This is a genomic window from Salinicola salarius, assembly GCF_002179555.1.
GTDB lineage: Bacteria > Pseudomonadota > Gammaproteobacteria > Pseudomonadales > Halomonadaceae > Salinicola > Salinicola salarius_A.
This window is the reverse complement of sequence record NZ_NHOU01000119.1, coordinates 1-864: the sequence shown is the minus strand read 5'-3', so window position 1 is coordinate 864 and position 864 is coordinate 1. Positions and strand designations below refer to the sequence as shown.

The 864-nt window shown below is 63.2% G+C and carries 2 protein-coding genes; one reads left to right on the top strand and one right to left on the bottom strand.

The window, feature by feature from the left end; all coding sequences use genetic code 11:
* Positions 1-551: sulfite exporter TauE/SafE family protein (locus tag CCD76_RS19395; protein WP_087721117.1), on the bottom strand; the 551-nt coding region annotated here is incomplete at its 3' end.
* A gap of 49 nt (positions 552-600) precedes the next feature.
* On the opposite strand from CCD76_RS19395, the gene CCD76_RS19390 reads away from it, so the two are divergent.
* A partial coding sequence (locus tag CCD76_RS19390) for an AraC family ligand binding domain-containing protein (RefSeq protein ID WP_444875471.1) occupies positions 601-864 on the top strand: 264 nt, incomplete at its 3' end.

Below are 864 nucleotides of genomic sequence, written 5' to 3'. Positions count from 1 at the left end.
GCCGTGGCCGCCGTCATGCTGGCCCCTCTGCGGCGCATCAGCGGTACGGTCATCACGCTGCCGCCAACCCCCAGAAAGGCCGCAACGATACCGATGAAGCTGCCCGTTATCGCCGTCACCAGGCGGCCCATGGGGCGAACCTCCCCACTCGCCTGATGCAGAAAGCCGGGCCGCAGAATGGCGTCTGCAATCGTGGTCGCCAGATAGCCGATGAACAGCCAGCGCACCCACTCTCCACTCACCGACACCGCCGCCGCCGCACCGAGCACGGCACCGATGGCGATATAGCCCACCAGCGGACGCACCAGATGCCATTGCACGGTCCGTCGCCGGTGGTGACGCCATGTCGATAGAGAGGCAGCGAAGATCATCAGCGCGGTCGAAGTGGCCACCGCGATATGCATGGCCGCCTGGCCGACCACGCTATCCGCCCCATGGACGGCAATCAGCAAGGTAACCATCAAGGGAACGACGACGAAACCGCCACCGAAACCGAACAGCACGGTCGTCATGCCGGCCAGTCCGCCGCAGATAAGCAATACGCTATACACCGGAACACTCCCAAGAAATCCAACGACAGGAACGATATTCCGATAAGGGGTGGCCGACATTCGCCGGTTGGCCAATAATCGTCGTGTTTCGGCCAGGCTGACGACGATGCGCAATATCCCGCTGGCGGACGTGGATCATGTCGCCCGGCCCGTCGTGGCCATCGGCACCGACTACAGTCCCGGCACCTTGCTCGACTTTCACAGCCATCGCCGTGCCCAGTTTCTCTACGGCATGACAGGATTGATGGAAGTGGATACCGATGACGGCACCTGGGTGGTACCGCCCTACAGCGGTGTCTGGTTGCCGGCGGGC